Source organism: Polaribacter sp. OB-PA-B3, from assembly GCF_054589375.1.
This window is the reverse complement of sequence record NZ_BAAIIX010000006.1, coordinates 198,958-225,785: the sequence shown is the minus strand read 5'-3', so window position 1 is coordinate 225,785 and position 26,828 is coordinate 198,958. Positions and strand designations below refer to the sequence as shown.

18 protein-coding genes are annotated in these 26,828 nt (G+C 32.0%); 5 read left to right on the top strand and 13 right to left on the bottom strand.

What is annotated here, in order from left to right; genetic code table 11:
• On the bottom strand, positions 1 to 9,986 hold a 9,986-nt coding region (locus ACYPV9_RS12195; protein ID WP_459744091.1), incomplete at its 3' end, for a beta strand repeat-containing protein.
• Between the two features lie 276 nt (positions 9,987 to 10,262).
• Between ACYPV9_RS12195 and ACYPV9_RS12190 the strand changes: the two genes are divergently transcribed.
• Positions 10,263 to 11,393, top strand: a complete 1,131-nt coding sequence (locus tag ACYPV9_RS12190) for a PepSY-associated TM helix domain-containing protein (protein WP_459744088.1) — start codon at positions 10,263 to 10,265, stop codon at positions 11,391 to 11,393.
• Between the two features lie 13 nt (positions 11,394 to 11,406).
• Here ACYPV9_RS12190 and ACYPV9_RS12185 read toward each other — a convergent pair whose 3' ends face one another.
• The 3 genes from ACYPV9_RS12185 to ACYPV9_RS12175 all read right to left on the bottom strand — a co-directional run bounded on the left by ACYPV9_RS12185 (position 11,407) and on the right by ACYPV9_RS12175 (position 14,711).
• Positions 11,407 to 12,804, bottom strand: coding sequence for an exonuclease domain-containing protein (locus ACYPV9_RS12185; RefSeq protein WP_459744086.1), 1,398 nt, complete (start codon positions 12,802 to 12,804; stop codon positions 11,407 to 11,409).
• Entirely contained in the window at positions 12,805 to 13,461 is a 657-nt protein-coding gene (gene rpe / locus ACYPV9_RS12180; protein ID WP_459744084.1) for a ribulose-phosphate 3-epimerase, read from the bottom strand.
• 386 nt (positions 13,462 to 13,847) lie between these two features.
• Positions 13,848 to 14,711, bottom strand: coding sequence for a sigma-70 family RNA polymerase sigma factor (locus tag ACYPV9_RS12175; protein ID WP_018942691.1), 864 nt, complete (start codon positions 14,709 to 14,711; stop codon positions 13,848 to 13,850).
• Positions 14,712 to 14,917: 206 nt separating this feature from the next.
• Here ACYPV9_RS12175 and ACYPV9_RS12170 point away from each other — a divergent pair, with 206 nt between their 5' ends.
• Positions 14,918 to 15,487, top strand: coding sequence for an RNA polymerase sigma factor (locus ACYPV9_RS12170; protein ID WP_299063541.1), 570 nt, complete (start codon positions 14,918 to 14,920; stop codon positions 15,485 to 15,487).
• Positions 15,488 to 15,493: 6 nt separating this feature from the next.
• On the top strand, positions 15,494 to 15,661 hold the full coding sequence (locus tag ACYPV9_RS12165) for a hypothetical protein (protein ID WP_299063543.1): 168 nt from the start codon (positions 15,494 to 15,496) through the stop codon (positions 15,659 to 15,661).
• Between the two features lie 397 nt (positions 15,662 to 16,058).
• Here ACYPV9_RS12165 and ACYPV9_RS12160 read toward each other — a convergent pair whose 3' ends face one another.
• From ACYPV9_RS12160 to ACYPV9_RS12150, 3 genes are read right to left on the bottom strand one after another with little or no spacing between them, the layout of a single operon-like run.
• Entirely contained in the window at positions 16,059 to 16,850 is a 792-nt protein-coding gene (locus ACYPV9_RS12160; RefSeq protein WP_299063545.1) for a THC0290_0291 family protein, read from the bottom strand.
• A gap of 59 nt (positions 16,851 to 16,909) precedes the next feature.
• Positions 16,910 to 18,532: an Ig-like domain-containing domain gene (locus tag ACYPV9_RS12155; RefSeq protein ID WP_299063547.1), complete on the bottom strand. Its 1,623-nt coding sequence runs from the start codon at positions 18,530 to 18,532 to the stop codon at positions 16,910 to 16,912.
• Between the two features lie 54 nt (positions 18,533 to 18,586).
• Complete coding sequence (locus ACYPV9_RS12150) at positions 18,587 to 19,273, bottom strand: ComF family protein (protein WP_077811048.1); 687 nt, start codon at positions 19,271 to 19,273, stop codon at positions 18,587 to 18,589.
• Between the two features lie 161 nt (positions 19,274 to 19,434).
• On the opposite strand from ACYPV9_RS12150, the gene ACYPV9_RS12145 reads away from it, so the two are divergent.
• Together ACYPV9_RS12145 and ACYPV9_RS12140 are read left to right on the top strand one after the other, a co-directional pair.
• Positions 19,435 to 20,976, top strand: a complete 1,542-nt coding sequence (locus ACYPV9_RS12145; RefSeq protein ID WP_077811049.1) for a glycine--tRNA ligase — start codon at positions 19,435 to 19,437, stop codon at positions 20,974 to 20,976.
• A gap of 193 nt (positions 20,977 to 21,169) precedes the next feature.
• Positions 21,170 to 21,574: a hypothetical protein gene (locus tag ACYPV9_RS12140; RefSeq protein WP_149025911.1), complete on the top strand. Its 405-nt coding sequence runs from the start codon at positions 21,170 to 21,172 to the stop codon at positions 21,572 to 21,574.
• A 150-nt stretch (positions 21,575 to 21,724) separates the two neighbouring features.
• Here the strand turns inward: ACYPV9_RS12140 and groL are convergent, their stop codons facing one another.
• The 6 genes from groL to ACYPV9_RS12110 all read right to left on the bottom strand — a co-directional run bounded on the left by groL (position 21,725) and on the right by ACYPV9_RS12110 (position 26,770).
• Positions 21,725 to 23,362 (bottom strand): chaperonin GroEL, encoded by a 1,638-nt coding sequence (gene groL, locus ACYPV9_RS12135; RefSeq protein ID WP_077811051.1) that lies wholly within the window; start codon positions 23,360 to 23,362, stop codon positions 21,725 to 21,727.
• A 112-nt stretch (positions 23,363 to 23,474) separates the two neighbouring features.
• On the bottom strand, positions 23,475 to 23,750 hold the full coding sequence (locus ACYPV9_RS12130) for a co-chaperone GroES (RefSeq protein WP_077811052.1): 276 nt from the start codon (positions 23,748 to 23,750) through the stop codon (positions 23,475 to 23,477).
• 178 nt (positions 23,751 to 23,928) lie between these two features.
• Positions 23,929 to 24,258: a preprotein translocase subunit SecG gene (secG, locus tag ACYPV9_RS12125; protein ID WP_459744075.1), complete on the bottom strand. Its 330-nt coding sequence runs from the start codon at positions 24,256 to 24,258 to the stop codon at positions 23,929 to 23,931.
• A complete protein-coding gene (locus ACYPV9_RS12120) occupies positions 24,255 to 25,022 on the bottom strand; it encodes a hypothetical protein (protein WP_459744073.1) in 768 nt (255 codons plus the stop codon). Before ACYPV9_RS12120 ends, secG begins: the two co-directional genes overlap by 4 nt.
• 15 nt (positions 25,023 to 25,037) lie before the next feature.
• Positions 25,038 to 25,544: an LptE family protein gene (locus ACYPV9_RS12115; protein WP_299063560.1), complete on the bottom strand. Its 507-nt coding sequence runs from the start codon at positions 25,542 to 25,544 to the stop codon at positions 25,038 to 25,040.
• 2 nt (positions 25,545 to 25,546) lie between these two features.
• Positions 25,547 to 26,770, bottom strand: a complete 1,224-nt coding sequence (locus ACYPV9_RS12110; RefSeq protein ID WP_299063563.1) for a sigma-54 interaction domain-containing protein — start codon at positions 26,768 to 26,770, stop codon at positions 25,547 to 25,549.
• Positions 26,771 to 26,828 lie beyond the last annotated feature (58 nt).

The following is a 26,828-nucleotide window of genomic DNA, read 5'->3' as shown; positions in this document are numbered from 1 at the left end:
ATAAAAACAACCCACTCACTTTCTGTATAATTTACATTTGGTTGTAGTGTTTCATCTATTCTTACATACGATGTTTTGTCTTTAAAAGACTCGATAATATCATATCTGTTTTCATAAGAAGAAACACCATTTACTTTAGATAAAGTTATAATATCATTAGCACCACTTACGTCTGTTAAATCGTTGTTTTTAACAGCAATTGCACTACTGTTTATGTTGGTTAACGTATTATTTGAATTACCAAAGATAACAGATTGACCTGGAGCCAATGCTGATGTGACAGTATGCGTTACATCTGGCGCTGTAGTTTGCACACCAATTCTGTCTTTATATAATTGTATGTTGATAAGATTTGCAGCAATACTTTTTGTTGGATGAATATTGGTAATCTCAATCCATCTTTCATCTTCGAATTGATACACTTGCGTTATCATAGGTATTCCATCATCTGTAATATCTCTATAATCTACATCACCAACAGTTAAAACATCTTGATCGTTATCATCAAAATTATCTGTTTGTGTATTATCGTATATACCGTTAATATCTGTATAACCTAAATCTGTATTTCCTGTTTCAGCTAAATCATTTAATCCATTAGCACCAAATGTACCTGTTGATGTTCCGTTACCATCGTTTGGCAAGCCAGCACCAGATTCTACAACATCAAATAAACCATCTCCGTCTGAATCTAAGTCTAAATAATCTGGAGTTGTATCTGAACCTACAGCCGCACTTACATCTGTATTTATTGGAGTTAACCCTAATGACCCTAAACCATCTGCATTACCATTTGGTGTTGCATCATAAGCGTCATCTAAACCATCGCTATCAGCATCATTTCCAGATGGAGCAACGTAACCTATAGTAGATTGCCCTTCAATGTTATCTGGTATTCCATCATTATCTGCATCTAAATCTATGTGATTTGCAATTCCGTCATTATCAAAATCATAAACATCAGGAATTCCATCAGAATTTGAGTCTGTATAATTGGTTACAGAACCATCACCAGCATTTCCATTATCAGTAGTATCTCTGTAATTTGGTATTCCATCTCCATCTTCATCTCCATCAGCATCGTTATTGCCATTTTCCACTAGATCTAAAATTCCGTCGTTGTCGTCATCAATATCTATATTATCTGCAATACCATCGTTATCTCTGTCTGATGTATCTCTATAATCTAAATCTCCAGAACCAGGGAAATCATTGTCTGCGTCTCCATAAGCATTTTCTAGATTTGTAATATTTGTAACTTTATCACCATTACCTAAACCATCGTTTACAGTTGAACCCTGTATACTAGAGTCATTATTATCATCAAAGTTATCGTCTAAACCATCATTATCTATATCAGAACCAGATAATACATTATCTGTATCTCCATTTTCAAAAATATCTAATATTCCGTCGTTGTCAGAATCTGAATCTAGATAATCTGGAATATTATCAACATTACTATCTGTATTTATTGGAGTTAATCCTATTTGACCATCTTCATAATTATCATCAACACCATTTTTATTAACATCAGTAATCGAACTTCCTATACCACTAGGTGCTACATAACCATTCGAAGTTTGACCTTCTATATTATCTGGTATACCATCGTTATCTGCATCAATATCAATAAAGTTTAGTTTACCGTCATTATCAGCATCACCATTTGGATAAGAATTTGGTGTTCCATTGTTATTTGTATCTGCACCCGTTACGATTAAAGCGTTTGCAGTATTAGCACCATTCGCATCACTACCGTTTGCCAGAGCATTTGTAGGATCCCCATCTACAACATCATTAAATCCGTCGTTATCAGCATCAACGAAGTTATCAGCTTTACCGTCACCGTTAGTGTCTGTTCCACCAGCTTCAACAACATCAGCAATACCATCGTTGTCGGCATCTAAATCTAAATGATCTAAGATTCCGTCATTGTCAGTATCACCATTTGGATAAGAATTTGGTGTTCCATCGTTATTTGTATCTGCACCCGTTACGATTAAAGCATTTGCAGTATTAGCACCATTCGCATCACTACCGTTTGCCAGAGCATTTGTAGGATCCCCATCCACAACATCATTAAATCCGTCGTTATCAGCATCAACGAAGTTATCAGCTTTACCGTCACCGTTAGTATCTGTTCCACCAGCTTCAACAACATCAGCAATACCATCGTTGTCAGCATCTAAATCTAAATGATCTAAGATTCCGTCATTGTCAGTATCTCCAGCAGGATAAGAATTAGGTGTTCCATTGTTATTTGTATCTGCACCCGTTACGATTAAAGCGTTAGCAGTATTAGCACCATTCGCATCACTACCGTTTGCTAGAGCATTTGTAGGATCCCCATCCACAACATCATTAAATCCGTCGTTATCAGCATCCACAAAGTTATCAGCTTTACCGTCTCCGTTAGCATCTGTTCCTCCAGCTTCAACAACATCAGCAATACCATCATTATCAGCATCTAAATCTAAATGATCTAAGATTCCGTCATTATCAGTATCACCATTTGGATAAGAATTTGGTGTTCCATCGTTATTTGTATCAGCACCCGTTACGATTAAAGCGTTAGCAGTATTAGCACCATTCGCATCACTACCGTTTGCTAGAGCATTTGTAGGATCCCCATCTACAACATCATTAAATCCGTCGTTATCAGCATCAACAAAATTGTCAGCTTTACCGTCACCGTTAGCATCTGTTCCACCAGCTTCAACAACATCAGCAATACCATCATTATCAGCATCTAAATCTAAATGATCTAAGATTCCGTCGTTGTCAGTATCACCATTTGGATAAGAATTAGGCGTTCCATCGTTATTTGTATCTGCACCCGTTACGATTAAAGCATTTGCAGTATTTGTACCATTTGCATCACTACCGTTTGCTAGAGCATTTGTAGGATCCCCATCCACAACATCATTAAATCCGTCGTTATCAACATCAACGAAGTTATCAGCTTTACCGTCTCCGTTAGCATCTGTTCCACCAGCTTCAACAACATCCGCAATACCATCATTATCAGCATCTAAATCTAAATGATCTAAGATTCCGTCGTTGTCAGTATCACCATTTGGATAAGAATTAGGTGTTCCATCGTTATTTGTATCTGCACCCGTTACGATTAAAGTGTTTGCAGTATTTGTACCATTTGCATCACTACCGTTTGCTAGAGCATTTGTAGGATCCCCATCTACAACATCATTAAATCCGTCGTTATCAGCATCCACAAAGTTATCAGCTTTACCGTCACCGTTAGTATCTGTACCACCAGCTTCAACAACATCAGCAATACCATCATTATCAGCATCTAAATCTAAATGATCTAAGATTCCGTCATTGTCAGTATCACCATTTGGATAAGAATTTGGTGTCCCATCGTTATTTGTATCTGCACCCGTTACGATTAAAGCGTTAGCAGAATTAGCACCATTCGCATCACTACCGTTTGCTAGAGCATTTGTAGGATCCCCATCCACAACATCATTAAATCCGTCGTTATCAGCATCAACAAAGTTATCAGCTTTACCGTCTCCGTTAGCATCTGTTCCTCCAGCTTCAACAACATCAGCAATACCATCATTATCAGCATCTAAATCTAAATGATCTAAGATTCCGTCATTATCAGTATCACCATTTGGATAAGAATTTGGTGTTCCATCGTTATTTGTATCTGCACCCGTTACGATTAAAGTGTTTGCAGTATTAGCACCATTCGCATCACTACCGTTTACTAGAGCATTTGTAGGATCACCATCTACAACATCATTAAATCCGTCGTTATCAGCATCAACAAAATTGTCAGCTTTACCGTCACCGTTAGCATCTGTTCCACCAGCTTCAACAACATCAGCAATACCATCGTTGTCAGCATCTAAATCTAAATGATCTAAGATTCCGTCGTTGTCAGTATCACCATTTGGATAAGAATTTGGTGTTCCATCGTTATTTGTATCTGCACCTGTTACGATTAAAGCGTTAGCAGTATTAGCACCATTCGCATCACTACCGTTTGCTAGAGCATTTGTAGGATCCCCATCTACAACATCATTAAATCCGTCGTTATCAGCATCAACAAAGTTATCAGCTTTACCGTCACCGTTAGTGTCTGTTCCACCAGCTTCAACAACATCAGCAATACCATCGTTGTCGGCATCTAAATCTAAATGATCTAAGATTCCGTCGTTGTCAGTATCACCAGCAGGGTAAGAATTAGGTGTCCCATCGTTATTTGTATCTGCACCCGTTACGATTAAAGCGTTAGCAGTATTAGCACCATTCGCATCACTACCGTTTGCGAGAGCATTTGTAGGATCCCCATCTACAACATCATTAAATCCGTCATTATCAGCATCAACAAAGTTATCAGCTTTACCGTCTCCGTTAGTATCTGTACCACCAGCTTCAACAACATCAGCAATACCATCATTATCAGCATCTAAATCTAAATGATCTAAGATTCCGTCATTGTCAGTATCACCATTTGGATAAGAATTTGGTGTTCCATCGTTATTTGTATCTGCACCCGTTACGATTAAAGCGTTTGCAGTATTAGCACCATTTGCATCACTACCGTTTGCCAGAGCATTTGTAGGATCACCATCTACAACATCATTAAATCCGTCGTTATCAGTATCTACAAAATTATCAGCTTTACCGTCACCGTTAGTGTCTGTACCACCAGCTTCAACAACGTCTGCGATTCCATCGTTATCAGCATCTAAATCTAAATGATCTAAGATTCCGTCGTTGTCAGTATCACCATTTGGATAAGAATTTGGTGTTCCATTGTTATTTGTATCTGCACCCGTTACGATTAAAGCATTTGCAGTATTAGCACCATTCGCATCACTACCGTTTGCCAGAGCATTTGTAGGATCCCCATCTACAACATCATTAAATCCGTCGTTATCAGTATCAACAAAGTTATCAGCTTTACCGTCACCGTTAGTATCTGTACCACCAGCTTCAACAACATCAGCAATACCATCGTTGTCAGCATCTAAATCTAAATGATCTAAGACTCCGTCATTGTCAGTATCACCATTTGGATAAGAATTTGGTGTTCCATCGTTATTTGTATCTGCACCCGTTACGATTAAAGTGTTTGCAGTATTAGCACCATTCGCATCACTACCGTTTACTAGAGCATTTGTAGGATCCCCATCTACAACATCATTAAATCCGTCGTTATCAGCATCAACGAAGTTGTCAGCTTTACCGTCTCCGTTAGCATCTGTTCCACCAGCTTCAACAACATCAGCAATACCATCATTATCAGCATCTAAATCTAAATGATCTAAGATTCCGTCATTGTCAGTATCACCATTTGGATAAGAATTTGGTGTCCCATCGTTATTTGTATCTGCACCCGTTACGATTAAAGCGTTAGCAGAATTTTCTGAAGTACCATCTTGACCTACATCCCCATCCACAACATCATTAAATCCGTCATTATCAGCATCAACAAAGTTATCAGCTTTACCGTCACCGTTAGTGTCTGTTCCACCAGCTTCAACAATATCTGGAATACCATCGTTGTCTGAATCTAAGTCTTGAGTATTCGGAATGCCATCTCCATCAGAGTCTAAGTTTGGTATTTTATTACCTCCGTTATCAACATCATATAAATCATCTAAACCGTTATTGTTAGCATCATTAATTAAAGTACCATTGGCATTAATATTGTCAACTTTACCGTCACCGTTAGTGTCTGTTCCACCAGCTTCTACAATATCTGGAATACCATCGTTATCAGAATCTAAATCTAAATGATTTGGAATACCATCATTATCAGAATCTATAGGTAAACAATCTAAGAAAATCCCGAAAGCAACACCTTGTGAAGAACCATTTACAGTGTTTTTAAGAACAACTCTAATTGTGTTTGCTTTATTTGATTTTAAAACATAAAAACCATTTCCACCAGAACCTGTGTCATTTCCTTCTAAAAATGCTTCTTTAGCATTTATATTAGAGTTTGTAAAAGTATTTGGTATGTTATCTAATATTTCCCAATTTGTACCTGAAGTATAGTATTGTGCTTTTTCTGTAATTTCATCTGTACTTTCACCATCGGCAACTACAAGGTTAGGTGTGAATACAATATTATTATTTAAACCTGTGAATCTTATTGTAAAGTCGATTTCAGAGGAAGCTTTACCAGAAGGGTTATAAAGAACTTCATTATCTGGTGTTGTATCGTAATATTGTTTTAAATGCGGATTTGGATTTGCATCCCAAGCAGCCATATCTACAGGTACAAAATCTGTTGTTAACCCATTTTTAGCTGCAGCCGATATAACTGTAGCTGTTATAGTAGAGCCATCTGGCATTGTAAACGTTTTGCTATCTCCTAAGTTTATACCGTTGGTGAACTCTCCATCCCAATTTAACCAAAAGATATTATCCCTAAAAGCACCCAATAAAGGAGCTGAATTACCTAGGTTATTGCCACTACAATCCATTTCGTCTACATCAGGTATACCATCATTATCGTTATCTAAATCGAAAACATCTGCTATACCATCATTATCAATATCATTTTTATCTCTGTAGTCTAAATCACCAGAACCAGGAAAATCATTGTCTTGATCACCGTAAGCACTCTCTAATGTAGTTGTATTAGTTACTTTATTACCGTTACCTAAACCATCATTAACAGTAGAACCTTCTGTGTTACTATCATTGTTGTCATCAAAATTATCGTCTAAACCGTCACCATCAGTATCAGTACCAGATACGCCATTATCATTATCTCCATTTTCTAAAACATCAATTATGCCGTCATTATCTGAGTCTAAATCTAAATAATCTGGAATAGAATCATTAGAAATATCAGTATTAACTGGTGTTAAACCTATTTGACCATTTTCATAATTATCATCTACACCGTTATTATTTAAGTCGGTAATTGATGTTCCGATTCCACTTGGAGCAACATAACCATTTGAAGTTTGACCTTCTATGTTATCTGGAATACCATCGTTATCGGCATCTATATCTAAATGATTTGGTAAACCGTCATTATCGGTGTCGCAATTTGGTGACAAGATAGAGAAAGGTAAATTTCTTCTTGAAATAGTAGAGCTTGAATATTCTACATCTAAAGAATGTGCGCCTGTATTTTCAAAAAACAAGATAGTAATTTCATGTAAACCTTCTTTTAGAGGAATATTGTCACCAGTTACCAATCCTCCGGCACCATGCAGTCCGTCGTAATCTACAACTTGATTTCCATCTATAAAAAGTTTAGAACCATCATCAGAATTTAAATAAAAAGTGTAGTTTGTGGTTGTTGGGATATTTATATACCCTGTATATCTAATACTATATGTTTGGTCATCTGCTGGTGTTACTATTCTTTGTAAAGCAGCTACATCAAAATTAGAGACAGTACCTGTACCTAAAGCGCCAGTTGTAGGGATATTATCTACTGTATTTCCTGCTGGTACACTATCATAAAATTCATAGTTTAAACTTCCTACACAAGAAGCAGTTTCAACAGTATCTAAAATTCCGTCGTTGTCATCATCTAAATCATTAGAATCTGCAATGCCATCTTTATCAAAATCTTTAAAATCTCTGTAATCTAAATTTCCATCACCAGGATTGAAATTGTTATCATTATCACCGTAAGCATTTTCTAAAGAATTGATATCAGTAATTTTATTACCATTACCTAAACCGTCATTTACAGTAGAACCGGCAATGCTAGAGTCATTGTTATCATCAAAAGCATTATCTAAACCATCATTATCTGAATCTATGCCTGATAATGAATTGTTGTTATCTCCATTTTCTCTTATATCTGTAATACCATCATTATCTGAATCTAAATCTAAATAATCTGGATTATCTATGCCATCGGTATTCTCGGGGTTGAAACCGATTAATGCGCCCGATTCATAATTATCATCTACACCATTTTTATTGACATCTACTATATTAGTTGCTACGCCACTAGGAGGGATGTAACCATTAGAAGTCTGAGCTTCTATATTATCTGGTATACCATCATTATCTGCGTCTATATCTAAATGATTTGGTAAAGTATCTGAATCTGAGTTGGCGGGAGTATTTCCTGTACCAGCAGAACTAGGGATACCATTTGTTGTAGCAGAAGTACCTACGTTTCCATCTGCTTTTCCATCTCTATTAGCATCTGTTCCTCCAGATTCGATAACATCTGTTATTCCGTCGTTATCAGAATCTAAATCTAATGAGTTAGGAACACCATCACCATCTGTATCGATGTCTTCATATAATACAGGTGGAGTACTCCAGTTGTTAAGGGGAATACAAGGCTCTAAAGTTATTGAGTGAAAAGAAGGTTGGTTAGAAGATATACCATTACCAAATCTTATGCTTACAGATGAACTAAGTGCATAAGTAGCAGTTATTTGATATTCTGGTCTATCTACAGCTATTTGTTCTCCAAGAGTACCATCACTTATGTATCCTCTATTAAAACCACCTGCGTTGGCTGGTTGTCCTGTTAAAGTATTTAGACTATTTGGAGTGTCTGTTTGTAAAATATCAGTATATCCATCTTTGTAGGTAACAAACTCATATAAATCATTATCAATGGTTGATAATATATAAGTTGTTTTTGGTGCAGGAGTGTTTGTATCTGCAATAACAAAGTCTATTCTAAATTCTGTAAAACTTGTAGGGCTTGCATGCTGAATTTCTGGTTGAAAATTATTATCTATCCCAGCTGTTGTTTCTGGAACATCTAAAGTTATTATTGCCGTATCTGTAGAAGATACAATTGTTACAATGGCATCTACACCAGGATAAACATCATTATATAAAAATTGACTACCAACTGTTGGTGAATTAACATTAGATCCGTTATAAGAAAAAGGTCCATTGGCAGAACTGAATATAGGAGCTGCTTTAGTATTACAATCTACCAAGTTTCTTTCATCAGTATCTAAAATACCATCATTGTCGTCATCTAAGTCTACATCGTCTGCAATACCATCATTGTCATTATCTGGAGGTGTTACAGTTATTGTAACTGAGGCAGTGTCACAATTAGAAGTTGAAGCTTTTTCACATATTCTATATACTAATGTATAAGTACCTTCTGGTGTATTTGGTGAAACATTTACAGCGCCTGTAGATGTATTTAAACTAATATTAGAATTAGTTGTGCTAACTTGTGTTAGATTTACTGTTGATAGTGTAGGTGCTGTAGTTTTTAAGATATCATTAGATAAAACATTATTTACAACAGTACCACCAATGCCATAAGTTGTAGTTGCACTTTCGTTAATGGCATCTATTATACTAGCTGTTTTTAATGAAAAATTACCTAAAAAACCAGCACCTCTTGCTCCATTAGAGTTGTTGTTATCTGTATAAACAATTGTAACTGTTCTTACAGATTTAGAACCAAAATCTACAATGATAGATCCGTTGTCATTATTGTTCGAATCTACATTTGCAGTTGATGATTGAGCAGAATTAATAGTTCTAGATGCTATCGTTGTATTTGGTGGATCTACTATTGTTATTGAGTTTGGTGATCCAGCGTTACTTGTTACGGTTACTCTATCAACTCTACCAATACTATGGTCTATATCTGAGATACCAAATTTTAGATTTGTAATGTTTTGGCTAAAAGTTAACCTTATAGTTACAGGTGAATTAGCGTTTGCCCTACCAGTGTCTGCAGGGTCAAATGCAATACCAAGATCATCAACACCACCAAATAAACCGCCAGAAGCACGATCTATTCTAGGGAAAGTTCCGGTAGCAGCACTTGAATAATAATTTCCATCTGCAGTGTTACGAGTAATGTTAATTGTAACAGTTTCTTGTTTAAAACCAGCAGGCGTTGTTAAGTTTACTGTACCAGACGTAGAACCTTGTGGCCAATTTGCTGTACTCCAATCTATAGTTGACTGAGCTAAAACGTTTGATGAATTTAAAATACCTATTAATGTGAATAGGACTAGGGTAGTATGCAATTTAAAACGAAGTATTCCCCCAAATAATTTCGTTTTTTTTACATATGTTAACATAAGATAAAAAAATTTAAGAGCACAAAAGTAATGAATATTTTTTCGTGCGACATTATTATGACACTATTAAGTTTTAATAGTCACATTATTTCTGAGCACATATTTTTAAACTATAAGTTTATTTATATTTAATCTAAATAATATTGTTTTTATCATTTCAATTTTTATATTTGCATCTTTATTTAAAACAAGTCTAAATAAACATAAATTTACGTACTACCAATGAAAAAAAAGACATCATATACTTTTAGAAAACTTATAAATGATATTCATCTTTGGCTTGGTTTAGCTAGCGGAATTGTACTTTTTGTGGTATGTTTAACAGGTACAGTTTTAACATTCGAGCACGAGATAAAAGATTTTTTTGCTGAAGAGTTTAAAATTGAAGCTTCAAATAAAAAAATAGCGGTTTCATCTCTTATTAAAATACTTGAAGAAAAAGAAATTGGATTTGTTACTGGAGTTACAGTTCCTTCAGAAAATTTAGAGCCTTATGTTTTCAATATAAAAAAGGATTTAAAAGAAAGAAGAGGCTCAAAAGTATTAGTAAATCCATTTAATGCGGAAGTAAAAAAAGTAGAAAAAACGAGCGCAGATGCATTTCTATTTTCAATGTTTAAATTACATAGATGGTTAATGTTAGATACAAATATAGGAAGACCAATTGTTGGAGTTTCTACAATAATTTTTTTGATTCTTTCTCTAACTGGTATTGTTCTTTGGTTTCCAAGAAGAGTAAAATTGAAAAATTTTAAGCAAGGACTTAAAATTAAGTTCAATGCAAATTGGAAAAGGATAAATCACGATTTACATAACACTTTAGGTTTTTACGCTTGTATTTTTATTGTAATTATGGGGTTAACTGGTTTATGTTGGTCTTTCGAAGGTTATAGAGAAGGTTTAAGTACTGTTCTTGGTACAAAGGTTTTTAATCGATCTAGTGTAAAAATAAATGCAGATAAAATTTCTTCGGATAAAATGTTAAACGTAGACAAACTTATTGCAAGAGCAAATCAAACTCTAGATTATAAAGGTGAGTTGTCGGTAACTTTTCCTAGTAAAAGAAATAACTATTATAGTTTTAGAAAGTCTGATGAAGCTAGCTTTTCACCAGTTTTTACAGATAAATTATATTTGGACGCTTCAGGTAAAGTTTTGGCTGTAGATTATTTTAAAGACAAACCATTTAATGTTAAAATTGCATCTTTAATTAAACCATTACACACAGGAGAAATTTACGGAATGTTTTCTAAAATTATATATTTCTTGGCATGTTTAATAGCAACAAGTTTACCAGTTACCGGAACAATAATTTGGTTAAATAAACTAAAGAAAAATAAAAAAAAGAAGTAGTAAAATAAAAAATTTATACTTTTTCTGAAGATTCAATGTGATCAGTATCTTCAGAAAAAGCATTTTTTTTCTTTAAGTATCCTGCAATAATTCTTTGCACGTCTCTATTGTCTTTTTTAGGTTGTACAAAAAATTGATAGTCTTCTGGATTATTTAATTGATTAGCTTGGTTAGAATCTACATAACCAAAACCTTTGTAAATTCCGTCTAAAATAAGGGCAAAACCAATTTCGTTTTCAGTTCTTCCGGTTTCATTAATTACTAAATTTTCTGCTCCAATTCCTACAGATTTTATTGCTTCTTTTACGCGTAAATTATAGTCTTTAACAGATTCTTTACCGCAACATACGCCTTTACATTCTTTAATTTGATAATGAAAACAACTAGAGACATTTGTTTGTAAATGGCAGTATTTAGGACAAAGATTAAATTCTTCGCACAAATTTTCTATATGTTTTCTAGCTTCTGCAACAGAGTAATATTTCATCATTGCATTCGGAATTAATTTTAACCTATTATACGCCAAATGAATAATACCTTTTTGGTCTTCATAAGAAAACAAACCCACAGCTTCACCAGATTTTCTTTGTGCTCTATTGTATTTAGGATAAATGCTTTTAATTTCTTCCGATTCATGCAGTAATGCTAGTAGTTCACTACCTGTTTCGATAAAAGAAATATCAGCAGTTTCTAAACACATATTTTGTTCTTTCTTCTTTTTGTCGTAAAAATGACTAATAACACGCTGTTTTACATTGTTAGCTTTTCCAACATAAATTACTTCTTTTGCTGTATTTTTAAAATAGTAAACACCAAAAGTTTCGGGTAAATTATCTACAATTTTCTTGTCTAAAAGAGGTGGTAAAGTTGCCTGCCTAGAGCGAGGGTTTAAAAAAGAATTAATTATAAAATTGTCGTCTCTTTCTATCAATCGTCTAAATAATTCTGTAGTTGCTTCGGCATCACCTTTTGCTCTGTGTCTACCATTAATAGGGATGTTTTCTACAGTACAAATATTACCTAAGCTATAAGAATTTAAACCAGGCATAATTTTTCTTGATAAACGAACTGTACATAGCTTTTTTCGTTTAAAACTAAAACCTAAATTTTTAAATTCTTCGTGAATTATATTGTAATCGAAATTAACATTATGAGCCACAAAAACGGTGTCTTTTGTAATTTCTTCTACCTTTTTAGCAATTTCGTAAAATTTAGGCGCATTTCTAACCATGGCATTTGTAATACCGGTAAGATTGGTTATAAATGCAGGTATATTTTGTTCTGGGTTAACTAAAGATGTAAACTCATCTACAATTTTTTTTCCGTCGAAAACAAAAATGGATATTTCGGTTATTTTAGAACCTTTATATCCATTTCCTGTGGTTTCTATGTCTACTACTGTATATAGCAATTACTGTATAATATTTTTTAAATCGGCAATTGTTTCTGTAGGGTTTTCTGCTCCAAAAACATAACTACCTGCCACTAATACATTTGCACCAGCTTCTATTAATTTATTGGCGTTTAAATTGGTTACACCACCGTCTATTTCTATTTGGCAAGACGATTCTGTAAACTCTATTAAGTGTTTTAATTGACTTACTTTTTTGTACGTGTTTTCTATAAATGATTGTCCGCCAAAACCTGGGTTAACACTCATAATACAAACCAAATCTAAATCTGCAATTATGTCTTCTAAAACTGCAATTGGTGTATGTGGGTTTAAGGCAACTCCAGCTTTCATTCCGGCAGCTTTTATAGCTTGTATTGTTCTGTGTAAATGCGTACAAGCTTCGTAATGAACAGTTAAAATATCAGCGCCCAAATCTGCAAATGTTTGTATGTATTGATCTGGATTTACAATCATTAAATGTACGTCGATTGTTTTAGTGGCGTGTTTTTTAATGGCTTTTAACACAGGCATCCCGAATGATATGTTTGGTACAAAAACGCCATCCATAATATCAATATGAAACCAATCTGCCTCACTATTATTAACCATTTCTATATCGCGTTGTAAGTTGGCGAAATCTGCCGCTAAAACCGAAGGTGCAATTAAATTATTCATGTATTTATTGTTGTGTTGTTATTTTGGTTTGCAAAGGTAATTAATCGTAGGGCGATAGCCAAGGTTTTAATTTTTTGGGCGTTTTGCACGAAAAGAAAAAAGATTTTTAAGGAATATATCTGATATTTTAAAAACTTTTATCATTTTAATTGATGAATACTGATTTAGATTTAGAGCTCTTTCTAAAATTAAAAATGTGAGGAATGTGTATTCAAAAAAAACTTTAAAATTAAATATAGGTAAAAGTTTATAAGCAGGTATAGCCCTGATTGAAGTGACATCCTTTTTTGAAGAATTAAAAAAGATATAACGTAAAGCAGGAAATAGCTTCAAAAAAAAACTCTCAAAATAAATTTGAGAGTTTTAATTTTTATAATTTGTAATGATTAACCTAAGTATGTCATTAAAATTTTAGATCTAGACGTATGTTTTAATCTTCTAATTGCTTTTTCTTTAATTTGACGAACACGCTCACGAGTTAAATCGAAAGTTTCACCAATTTCTTCTAAAGTCATCGGTTGGTGTTCACCTAAGCCGAAATATAATTTTACAACATCTGCTTCTCTTGGAGTTAATGTTTCTAAGGCTCTGTTAATTTCTATTCTTAAAGATTCATGTAATAAAACTCTATCTGGGTTTGGTGACTCACCAGAGTTTAATACATCGTATAAATTTGAATCTTCACCTTCAATTAAAGGAGCATCCATAGATACGTGACGTCCAGAGTTTTTCATAGATTCTTTAACGTCATTAACAGTCATGTCTAATTTCTTAGCAATTTCTTCTGCAGAAGGCGGACGCTCGTTTTCTTGTTCTAAGAAAGCGTACATTTTGTTAATTTTATTAATAGAACCAATTTTATTTAAAGGTAAACGTACAATTCTAGATTGTTCTGCTAACGCTTGTAAAATAGATTGACGAATCCACCAAACGGCATAAGAAATAAATTTAAAACCACGAGTTTCATCGAAACGTTTTGCAGCTTTAATTAATCCTAAATTACCTTCGTTAATTAAATCTGGTAATGTTAATCCTTGGTTTTGATATTGTTTTGCTACAGAAACAACAAATCTTAAATTGGCTTTTGTTAATTTTTCTAGAGCTCTTTGGTCTCCGGCTTTAATTAACTGTGCTAATTCTACTTCCTCATCGGCAGTAATTAAGTCTACCTTTCCTATCTCTTGTAAATATTTGTCTAATGATGCAGTTTCTCTATTGGTAACCTGCTTGGTAATTTTAAGTTGTCTCATCTAAATTCTCTCTAACCTTTTTTTAAGGATTAATACTCTTGCTACAATTACTTATACGTAAGAAGTAATAATAATGTTACAAAAAGAAATAATTTTTTTACAAAAAGATAATATAATACCATTCATCGATAAATATTTACCGTTTATCTTTTTAAAAAATTTACGTGTGACTTATTTATTTATTTAGTGTCATAAAACCAACCGAAGTGAATACGATAGAATTAAAAATTACAGATGAAGAATTAGTTTTCGAAATAGTTAGAACTAACAATACAGAATTATTTGCAACCTTATACGATAGATTTTCTACAGTTGTATATAATAAGTGTTATGGTTTTTCTAAAAGCAAAGAAGAGGCAGAGGATTTAATGCACGATGTCTTTGTAAGATTATTTGTAAAATTAAAAACTTTTAAAGGTAATTCTAAGTTTTCTACTTGGTTGTATTCTTTTACGTATAATTTTTGTGTAAATTATGTACAAAGAAACAGTCATAAGAAAAAAGAAAAAGTTACAATTGTAACAGATCAAATTAAAGAGAATAACGATTCTTTTGATGAAATAGAAGATGTTAGTTTATTGGAATTAAAATCTGCTAAACTAGCAAAGGCATTAGCTTTAATAGATCCTTCGGATAAAATGATTTTATTGATGAAATACCAAGATGAAAAGAGTATTAAAGAAATAAAAGAAATTTTAAATATAGGTGAAAGTGCAGTGAAAATGAGAGTTAAGCGAGCCAAAGCTAAGGTTGTAAAAATATACGAATCATTATAAGTAAATATGAGTAATCCATTCAAGAAAATTCTACCTAAACATAAAGTTTCCTCTAACGTTAAACACAAAGTTTTAGTAGATGTTAGAATGATTAAACATACTATTGAAATTGCAGACAGATACGTCTTAAAATACCCTAAAACATTAACTAATTTCTATATTAATTTAAAGTAGATTTTACTTTAAATAGCCCTCTACATTTAGAAATTTTTCCCATTTAAAACTTTAGTAAATTACATCCTATTATTAGTCAAGTTTAAATTAACTTAATTATTTGATTAATTTTTAGACATAGAAGGTTGTGGCTAAAATTAAAAGTTTTTAACGGTAAAAGCTACATTTTATCACCTCTTAGAATTAAGCTAGTGAGCTTAAAATTACCCTAAATTCTCTTTTTTCAAAATACTAAATAGGTTAGTGAAACTTATTTTGTTAACTAGACAGGGTTTTTACCTTTATTTTTATCAAATACATCATTGTATTTTTAGTTTAGTTTTTTTACTAAAATTAACAACTAAAAAATTAATTTATAGCGAATTTATTTAGTTAAGTAAAGGTTCTTCTGTTAGCTTTAATAGAATAATGGCGTACTAAAGTTAAGGTGATATATCAAACCAACTTGCATTGTTAATGCCCATTCATTGTTTTTATTTTCAAAAACTTCGGCTTTCAAACCATCTATTGTATCCGAAAAGAAATATGAATAATTGAATTGCGCAGATAAGTCTAATTTTTCTGTAAGTTTATATCTGGTACCCAATCCTATATTAAATGCGAAAGCTTCTCCGCTACCAATATCTAGAGAGTTTTCTTCTGTGTATTTTTTTGGTAATACAGCAATATCTTCTTGCCAATCTCCAAGGTCAGATTTTAAACTATTGTTATAAAATGAATACTGAATACCAAATGTAAAAAACGGATTGAAAGAAATATCTGTGTAAGGGTAAACAAATTCTTCTAGAGGTCTTAAAAAATATTCTAAATGCAAACCTAAATTTATCATCCTAATACTACCTTTCATAGCTCTTAGCTGTTCGCCACCATAACTTTGTTTAGAAGCCCAATAGCCATGATGTTCTAATTCGGTATTTTTTACATACTGAATTTCTGTTTTAACCATTAAGTGATTTCTCATAATATCATTAGGATCCCAACGCAATGTTCTGTTGAAAAAATGAAGATAATGAGCAACAGCAAAAGACATACCTTTGTTGTTATACTCGCTTCCAAAATGGTTTCTCTCACCGTAATCTGTTTGTAAACTAGTGGTGCCAACAAACCCACCTACGTCGTGTGTGTAATGTTGCGCCTTAAATTCTAGAATAAAAACAATTACAAAAATAATTGTTATAGGGGTTCTCAAGATTTAGGGGTCTTAAAAGTAAAAAAACAAAGATAAATAAATTTTTTACAGTTGCAAGGTTATTTTAAGTTTTTAACTGTGAATGTGTTACCTTCTAAAAAATAGTTAGCTCTTACTTTTAGCTCTTCTTGATAATAAATAATGTTTTCTGGCTTTTGTCTTAATAAAAAGTTTCCTGTGTCCCACTTTTTATTATTGTTTTTGTCAATTATAGCTCTAACCATATATGTATCGGGCACTAACAATGTAAAAACTAACTTTTCTGTTTTATTTAAATATCTTCTTTCTACAATTTTATCAAAGTCTTTACCTGTTAGTAGGTCAATAATTAAATTTTCTGAATCAGAATTTATTACGTTTAAAGTAATTTTACCATAATCTTCTAACTCGATGGTGTTAAAATTGTAATTTAAAGTATCGTTTTGAATATTGTAAATATCTGTAAAACTACCGGGCAATGCCTTAATATTGTAACTTTCTTTTTGATTTTTCTTAAAGATAAAACCAATCTTATTCTCTTTGCTAGAAACAAAGTTAGAATATTTTACATTTATCGAATCTTTGTTGGTAAATGTAATTTTACTAGTGTCTAATTTAATGATAGGATTGTTACTTTTTATGAAAAAAGTGTCTCTAAATTGTAGAGTACCACTTATAGAAGGCTTTAGTGTTAGAGAATCTAATTTTTTCTTTCTAAATTTAACTGTTACTGTATCGATAAAAATATCGTTTTTAACAAGAAAATTAAGCGAGTCTAATTCTAATGGTGTAAACCAATAGTTTAAAGTATCTTTTTCTAATTCGAATTTAGAGATACTTTTAAAATCTTCGGGAACTTTAGATAATAGAGAAACTTTAAAATCTTTTACCTCACCTTCGTATCCAAATTCTATTTTACCTTTTGTAATTTCTTTAGCTCTTTTAAAAGCATAAGGTTGTTTTTCTTTAAAAAGTGTAATTGGGATATTAATAATACTATCTTTTGGTAATGTAATTGTGTCTGTATAAAAGCCAATTTTATCTAATTTAGGATTAAAAATATAATCGCTAGTAGATTCTTCTAGTGCCATTAAAAGATATTTTCCTTCTTTTAAATTTGTAAATCGAAAAGAGGTTGTGTCTATAGCAGTTGTTACATAATTTGGTTTTTGTTTGTAAATTATAGAATCTGTATAAGTACTGTCTAACTTATACAATACAACACTTGTATTTTTAGGTTTTTTGTTTAAAAAAGCGTCTTTAATAGTTCCTGATGTTTCAAGAGAATCGATATAACTTCCTGTAGAAAAAATGTATTTGAATTGTTCTAATTGATTACTTTCATTATTATCTTCGATAGCATTACCAAAATTAAAAATATATGTTGTGTTTTTTGCTAAAGTATCTAAGATTTCTATTTTTAAAAACTTGCTAGCCGTTCCTTGAGGTGTTACTAGTAAAGGGTTTTTTAAAGGCGGAGAAACAACTAATTGTTTGTTTAAATCTTTTAATTTTATAAACTCATTAAATTCTAATTTAACTTCTTTTTTATTAAAGTTAATTGTTTTGTAAGGCGGATTCGAGTTTACAAATAAAGGTGCATTTTCATCTTTTGGTCCGCCATCTGGTCTACCTGTTTTTGCACAACTAAGAATTAAAGCAGTAAGAACTATAAAAAAAAGAGGTTTATAAATGAATTTCACAAAAGTAAATTTTTTACAAATTAACAATTTATTTTTCAAAATAAATCACAAAATTTAATCTGTATAAGCCATTGTTAATATGCTAATTTTAATTCCTGTAGACTTTAAAAGTTCTTTGGCACATGCTTCTATTGTTGCACCGGTTGTAATTACATCATCTATAATTAAAATGTGTTTGTCTTTTAGAATTGAATTGTCTGTAATCTCAAATTTAGCTTCTAAATTATTAAATCTTTCAAACCTTCCTTTTAGGGTTTGTGTTTTAGTGTCTAAATTTCGAATTAAAACATCTTCAATTAAAGGGATGTTTAAATGTTTGCTTAAAGTTTCACCGAATTTGGTAACTTGATTGTAGCCTCTTTTACGTTTTCTTTTAGCGTGAATAGGTACAGGAATAATACAGTCTATTTTAGAAAACGCTTTATTATTTGCTAGTAATTCTCCAAGCCAATTCCCAAAAAACACACCAATATCTTCGTTGTTTTTGTATTTAAGCTCGTGAATTAAATTTTTTGTAATACTTTTTTTCCTGAAAAATAATAATGCATATGCTTTTTCAATTAAAACTCTACCTTTAAACGAGTTGGTAATTTTATTATTGGTGTAACTATCAAAATTAGTTAAAGGTAAATCGTGTCTGCATAATAAACACAATATGGTTTCATTTTTAAGCAATTGGGTTTGGCAATTTGCGCAAATTTCAGGGTAAAAAAGATGTAATAAATCCTTTAAAAATTTCATTTTAACTCTTTCGCTTTTTTTTACTAAAGATAGTTTAAATTTTTTAGTACAATATTTTGAGTTTTACAGAGGTTATTCCAAATAAAACCCTCTTATTTTTGTTAAAATGAAATTATTTTTTTCTTGAAAAAGTTGTCTAAACGTTTATCTTTGTCGCCATTATGGCAAAACAAGAAGATCAATTTAAAAAAGTATTATCGCACGCTAAAGAATATGGTTATGTATTTCAATCATCTGAAATTTATGATGGTTTAAGTGCGGTTTACGATTATGCTCAAAACGGTGTTGAGTTAAAGAAAAATATTAGAGATTATTGGTGGAAAGCAATGGTGCAAATGCACGAAAATATTGTTGGTATAGATGCATCTATTTTAATGCACCCAACAACATGGAAAGCCTCTGGCCACGTAGATGCATTTAATGATCCTTTAATTGATAATAAAGATTCTAAAAAAAGATATAGAGCAGATGTTTTAATAGAAGATTATTGTGCCAAAATAGAAGGTAAAATAAACAAGGAAGTAACCAAAGCAGCAAAACGCTTTGGAGATGCATTTAATAAAGAAGAATTTTTAGCTACTAATGGTAGGGTTCTTGGTTATCAAGAAAAAATTAATACTATTTTATCTAGAATGGGTAAATCTTTAGAAAATGAAGATTTAGCTGATGTAAAATTATTAATCGAAGAGTTAGAAATTGCAGACCCATTAACAGGGTCTAAAAATTGGACAGAAGTTAAGCAATTTAACTTAATGTTTGGTACTCAAATTGGGGCTTCTGCCGAAAGTTCTACTCAAGTTTATTTAAGGCCAGAAACAGCTCAAGGTATTTTTGTCAATTTCTTAAATGTACAGAAAACAGGTAGAATGAAAATTCCTTTCGGAATTGCACAAACTGGTAAAGCGTTTAGAAATGAAATTGTTGCAAGACAATTTATTTTTAGAATGCGTGAGTTTGAACAAATGGAAATGCAATTTTTTGTAAAGCCTGGTACACAAAAAGAGTGGTATGATGCATGGAAGGAAACCCGTTTAAAATGGCATTTAAGTTTAGGAATGGGAGCCGAGAACTATCGTTTTCACGACCATGAAAAATTAGCTCATTACGCAGATGCTGCTGCAGATATCGAATTTAATTTTCCGTTCGGATTTAAAGAATTAGAAGGAATTCATTCTAGAACAGATTTCGACTTAAAAGCTCACGAAGAACATTCTGGAAAGAAATTACAATATTTCGACCACGAAGAGAACAAAAATTACACACCTTATGTAGTAGAAACTTCTATTGGTTTAGATAGAATGTTTTTAGCCGTTTTTTCTAATTCTTTACAAGAAGAAGCTCTAGAAAATGGTACAACAAGAACAGTTTTAAAGTTGCCAGCAGTTCTAGCACCTTTTAAAGCTGCCGTTTTACCTTTAGTAAAAAAAGATGGTTTACCAGAAGTTGCAAGACAAATTATGGATGACTTAAAATGGGATTTTAATGTTTTTTATGATGAAAAAGATGCTGTTGGTAAACGTTATAGAAGACAAGATGCTGCAGGTACACCGTTTTGTATAACTGTAGATCACGATTCTTTAGAAGATAATTCTGTTACCATAAGGCATAGAGATACTATGGATCAGAAACGTGTTAAAATTTCTGATTTAAAGGATATTATAAAAGCAGAAGTAGATATTAAAACTTGGTTGCAAAAAATGTAATTAAATTTAACTATAAAGTATAAATACCTCATCTTAATCGATGGGGTATTTTACTTAGGTACAAGTACTAGAATTTATAAAAAGGGTAATTGCACGCTAAAATTAATGCTTGTTTTACATGAATTTTACAACTCTAAAAGGTGGAATCTGAAAAACCTATAATAGAGTAAGAAATTAAAAAAAACAATTTATTATGTCTGGAATTGCAAATATTGAAAGCGAAGTTACATTAGGAGGAGGTGCTCAGTTTTGGGTTTATATTTCGCCACAAAATGATACGGCAAATGTTGTAAAAGGTTGGTCGGTTACCTTTTCTCAAGGAAGTTGGAGTGATACAATAACTTCAGAAAATCCTACAAAACAAATTAAAACTCCAAATTTATCAGGAGACTTTACTATTGAAGTTACCGCATTAAATACATCTACGAATCCACCTATGAGAGTTAATGTTCCTGCACAATCTGGTAGTAGAAATGTAATTGGTTGTAATTCTAATTGTGCATCTTTTGTTGGTTTAATAGCAGATGAAAAACCTTTAATGGGAGGTGTTAATGTGAAATTCTGGACAACTTGGGATGCTATGTGTGCTCAAGGTTAATCGATGTTTACTAAAGATTAAAAATCCGTTAGAAAGTAAATTCTAACGGATTTTTTTTATTTAATTTTTCTCTATAAAGTTGAAATAACAAAAGAGAAACTCAAACTATATTTTACATATGAGTGAGATATTTGTCTACCACGCTGTGGTCTACATCATTCCTGGCATTCCACCACCCATTGGAGGCATTCCTCCACCAGCAGGCGCATCTTCTTTAATGTCTATTAAAGCACATTCTGTAGTTAAAATCATTCCTGCAACAGAAGCTGCGTTTTCTAAAGCAACACGAGTCACTTTTTTCGGATCGATAATACCAGCATCTAACATATTTACATATTGATCTGATTTTGCATCATAACCAAAGTCTTTTTTACCTTCTAAAACTTTGTTTATTACAACAGAACCTTCGCCACCAGCATTTTCTACGATAGTTCTTAAAGGAGCCTCAATTGCTTTATTAACAATTTGTACACCTGTAGTTTCGTCTAAGTTTTCTGTAGCTAATTTTTCTAATACTTTTTTAGCACGAACTAAAGCAACACCACCACCAGCAACTATACCTTCTTCTACAGCAGCTCTTGTTGCATGTAACGCGTCATCAACTCTGTCTTTCTTCTCTTTCATTTCTACTTCAGAGGCAGCACCAACATATAAAACAGCAACACCACCAGCTAACTTAGCTAAACGTTCTTGTAATTTTTCTTTGTCGTAGTCTGATGTTGTAGTTTCTATCTGCGCTTTTATTTGACTAACTCTTGTTTTAATAGTATCTGCATCACCAGAACCATTTACAATTGTAGTATTGTCTTTATCAATAGTAATACTTTCTGCAGTACCTAATAAATCTAAAGTTGCGTTTTCTAAAGAGAATCCTCTTTCTTCAGAGATTACAGTTCCGCCAGTTAAAATAGCGATGTCTTCTAACATTGCTTTTCTTCTGTCTCCAAAACCTGGTGCTTTAACAGCAGCAATTTTTAAACCACCTCTTAATTTGTTTACAACTAAAGTTGCCAATGCTTGTCCATCTACATCTTCAGCAATAATTAATAAAGGTCTACCAGATTGAGAAACTGGCTCTAAAATTGGTAAAATTTCTTGTAAGTTAGAAATCTTCTTATCAAACAATAATACATAAGGATTTTCTAAATCTGCAATCATTTTATCTGCATCTGTAACAAAGTATGGCGATAAATAACCTCTATCAAATTGCATACCTTCTACAACATCTACATAAGTATCTGTTCCTTTAGCTTCTTCTACAGTAATTACACCTTCTTTACCAACTTTACCAAAAGCAGTCGCAATTAAATCTCCTATAACTGCATCGTTATTTGCAGAAATAGAAGCTACTTGTTGTATTTTTTCTGATGAATTACCAACTTTTTGAGTTTGCTTTTCCAAATCTGTAACAATTGCTTCTACAGCTTTGTCAATACCACGTTTTAAATCCATAGGATTTGCGCCCGCAGCAACATTTTTTAAGCCTTCTTTTACGATTGCTTGTGCTAAAACAGTAGCAGTTGTTGTACCATCACCAGCTAAATCGTTAGTTTTAGATGCAACTTCTTTTACCATTTGAGCTCCCATGTTTTCTAGCTCGTTTTCTAATTCTACTTCTTTTGCTACAGAAACACCATCTTTAGTTACAGTTGGCGCACCAAAAGATTTAGAAATAATTACGTTTCTACCTTTAGGTCCTAAAGTTACTTTTACGGCATTTGCCAATGCATCTACACCGCGTTTTAAACCATCTCTTGCTTCAATATCAAATTTTATATCTTTTGCCATTGTTTTTTATTTTTTGATTTTAGCTTATGGCTCTTGGCTCATAGCTAAAATATTTTGTTTTTACTTTATTGTTCTTTGCTTTAGGTAAATAGCCAAAAGCAAATAGCATTATTTATATAATCGCTAAAATATCAGATTCGCGCATCATTAAATAATCTTTACCTTCTAGTTTAAGGTCTGTTCCGCCATATTTACTATATAAAACAGTATCACCAACTTTTACAGTTAATGGTTCGTCTATTTTACCATTACCTATGGCTACAACTGTACCTTGTTGTGGCTTTTCTTTTGCATTGTCTGGAATGATTAATCCGGAAGCTGTTTTTGTTTCTGCAGGTGCAGGTTCTACAAGAACTCTGTCTGCTAAAGGTTTAATGTTTAATCCCATTTTTAATACGTTTTATTGATTAAATTAATTTTTTTTATACTTTCATAATAGTCAGAAATTATGCCATTAGATTATAACTGACATTTTTTCAATATTAGAAATAATTAAGCTGATTTTTTTACAAAAAAAAATGCCAACGTGTCATTTACGTTGGCATTTTAAATTTTATAAATAATAGTTATTTTAAACTATCGTTTGTGCTTGTTGTTGGTTCTACTGGCGTTGTAGTTTCTACACCGTCTAAAGTATTGTCTAATTGAAAATTATTATCACCATCTCTAGGGATCGCAAAATTTGCTAATAAAATTAAAGCAAACATAGCAATTGCCAACGTCCAAGTTGTTCTGTCTAAAAAGTTGTTTGTGTTTTGTACACCACCTAAAGATTGTGCACCACCGCCACCAAAAGAAGAAGATAATCCTCCGCCTTTAGGGTTTTGTACCATCACAATTAGGATTAAAGCTACTGCTACAATCAAAATAAGGATTAAAAAAGCTGTATAACTCATGATTTATTTTTTTGTAAAATTTGTATTCTTTTAATTTGGTCTGCAAAGAAACCACTTTTTTCTGGATATTTCAAACTTAAAATTCGATAAGCTTGTATTGCGTTTTCATACTTCTTTTGTTCTAGATAAACTTTGGCTAAAGTTTCTGTCATTAAAGCAGCGTCTTGTTTGTTTTTTGTAACCGGTACAGCAATCGTTTTTCCTTTTTCTAAAGGCTCTATTTTAGGATTATTTTTAATAAATTTATTAATAATGTCTTCTGCCTTTATTGTTTTTTTAATTGGTTTTTCTGCTGTTCTTACAATCGCTTTTTTAGTAGACAATTGTAACCATTGTTGAAAAGAATGACTCTCTGAGTCTGAGAATGACAAAGGTTTGCCTATTTCTAAATTTTCTTTTGTCTTATCAATAATCTTTGTTGTATTCGTTTCTTCATCAGTATTAATAAAAAGAACATTATCTTCTTGATGATTATTTTCTAATTTAGATGAAATTTGTTCGTGAATAGTTTCTTGTTTAGAAATTTCACTTTTAAAAGATGTAATGTAGTTAAATAAAACAGTTCTATCTGTTGTATATGCTGCAGTTAGTTTTAACTCGTTATTATACTTAAAGCTGTCTTGATTTTTTAGGCCTTTTAAATACAAAGCTCTGGCTGCTTGAAAATATGGAAATTCTTCAATAACAGATCTTAATTCGGCAGTTTCTATTTGCTGAATATCTGTGTTGCCTTTTGCAATTTGTATGAATGTTGAAGATTTCAAAGTATAAAAATTAGTTTACCATTTACCAACAGAGGCGTTAAAAATATCTTGTGTAATTCTATCTATAATTTCTTCAAAAGCAGCTTCTTGTACACTACCTGTTAATTGAGATGTTGCTGGATAATCTGAATAGAATGAAAATGATTTTTCGAAATCCTTTTTCTCATCCGTGTTATTTACATACCTAACATTAACTGTAATTGTTAATCTGTTTTGGGCAGACGTTTGCGCAGATGTTGCACTCATTGGGGCAATTCGGTAACTTGTTATTTCTCCGCTAAAATGTAAGTCTCCGTTATTTGGTGTTAATGTTAAATTTGTTTGCCTTGTAAATAAATCTTGTAATTCATTTGTAAATTGCTGACTTAAAGTTGGCTCTATTAATTGCGCTTGATTTGGAAAAAAATCTACTTGAATTGTTTTAGCATTACCAACATCACCACCCGTAAAGCCATAAATTCCACAGCCAATTAATAAAAAAGTACTAACAGTAAAAAGAGCGGTATAAATTATTTTTTTCATAACTATAAATCGTATTGTTTGATTTTTCTGTACAACGTTCTTTCAGAAATACCTAATTCTTTAGCGGCAAGTTTTCTTTTATTATTATTCTTTTCTAAAGATTTTTTTATCATTTCAATTTCTTTGTCTTGTAATGATAATGATTCATCTTCTTCAATAGTTTCTATAAAATCGTATTCTTTTTCTTCAGAATTATTCTGCGGAATATTTAGAACCTCAATATCGTGTTCTTTTAATTCTTTATCGCTGTAAATTTTTTCTAATAATTGATGATTTTCTTCTTGAACTTGTTCTATATCTCCGTTTTTCATTAAATCTAACGTTAACTTTTTTAAATCGTTAATGTCGTTTCTCATGTCAAACAAAATTTTATACATAATATCTCTTTCCGTAGAAAAATCATTTTCTTTTTTACCTCCAACAACTGCTGGTAAATTACCATTATTGTTAGGTAAATATTGATGTAATTTAGAACCTGTAATAGTTCTACTTTCTTCAATAACAGAAATTTGTTCTGCTAAGTTTTTTAATTGACGAATGTTACCCGGAAAACGATAATTTAATAAAACATTTACTGCACTTTCATCTAATCTAATCGACGGCATTCTATATTTCTGAGCAAAATCTGCTGCAAATTTTCTAAATAGTAAGTGAATATCTTCGTTACGCTCTCTTAAAGCAGGTAATTGAATTTCTACAGTGCTTAATCTGTAATATAAATCTTCTCTAAAACGTTCTTTTTCTATAGCGGCTTGCATATTTACATTTGTTGCAGCTACAATTCTAACATTTGTTTTTAACGTTTTAGAAGAACCTACTTTTATAAACTCGCCGTTTTCTAAAACACGTAACAATCTTACTTGTGTTGTTAAGGGTAATTCACCAACTTCATCTAAAAATATGGTACCACCATCAGCAACTTCAAAGTATCCTTTTCTGTCTTGTGTAGCACCGGTAAAAGAACCTTTTTCGTGACCAAAAAGTTCACTATCTATGGTTCCTTCTGGTATGGCACCACAGTTTACAGCAATATATTTTGCATGCTTTCTATGAGATAAAGAATGTATTATTTTAGGAATACTTTCTTTACCAACACCACTTTCTCCGGTAACCAATACAGAAATATCTGTAGGTGCAACTCTTACAGCTTTTTCTAAAGCTCTATTAAGTTGCATATCGTTACCAATAATGCCAAAACGTTGTTTGATTGCTTGTAAGTTTTCCATTTTCTTTTTCTTAGAATAGAGAAAAAAGAATTAAGAGAAAAGATTTTTCTTAAAGCTT